Annotated in this window: 1 protein-coding gene; it reads left to right on the top strand. The window is 60.5% G+C overall.

Annotated features, from left to right (window positions below):
• The first annotated feature begins 303 nt into the window (after positions 1-303).
• On the top strand, positions 304-672 hold the full coding sequence (locus EOA33_RS37260) for a GFA family protein (RefSeq protein ID WP_127407824.1): 369 nt from the start codon (positions 304-306) through the stop codon (positions 670-672).
• The last annotated feature ends 149 nt before the right edge of the window (positions 673-821 follow it).

Raw genomic sequence — 821 nt, 5'->3', positions numbered from 1 at the left:
GGGCTATGTGATCGCCGGCACGGGCGAGGTGGTTCCCATGACCGACAAGCGCGTCAAGGACAGCCCCGACGGTGAATTCCACTGGTGCGCGCATCAGGCGGGGCTCGATGCCGGCAAGACGATCTGCCTGTTCGTGCCGCCGCGCTCCTATTGAGGCGACGGGCATCCGACCTGCGGGTCAAGGGGCATCGGGCTTTCCAGTTTTGAGAGCGGGCAGGCAAGCCTGCCGTCGGGCGGTTGTCAGGAACGCTTCTTTATGTTGCCTTGCCGTGGAGGCGGCGGACAATGGAGAGGAAATCGTTCATGACCATCAAGGGAAGCTGCCACTGCGAAGCGACAACGTTCGAGGTTTCGGAACCGCCGCAAACCGTGACGCAATGCACATGCTCCTTCTGCTCGAAACGCGGCTCGCTCTGGGCCTATTATTTGCCCGAGCAATTCAAGCTCACCAGCCCGCCCGAAAATGTCTCGTTCTACCGCTGGGGGTCAAAGACCATAAAGCACGGCTTTTGCGCCACATGCGGCTGCGGCACCTTCACCGAAACGCCCGACTGGTCGAGCGGTGAGCCGGACTTCGACAACCCGAAGGTCAGCGTGAATTCGCGCCTGTTCGACGATTTTGACCTCGACAAGGTCGAGGTCGTCGTCATCGACGGCAAGAATCTCTGGTAGAGGGCACTGGCCGGAACGTCCGCGCATTGCGGCGACGGAAAAGCTTTGATTGGCATTTTGCCGTTCCGCTTTTCGCCGTATTTCATGCTACAAGACCGCCGGAAGGGCTGATATGGCGCGGCTGCAATGGCCGCGGTTTGGAGAGGGAC

Origin of the sequence: Mesorhizobium sp. M4A.F.Ca.ET.050.02.1.1 (assembly GCF_003997725.1) — a bacterium.
GTDB lineage: Bacteria > Pseudomonadota > Alphaproteobacteria > Rhizobiales > Rhizobiaceae > Mesorhizobium.
This window is presented reverse-complemented; position numbering and strand designations above follow the sequence as displayed.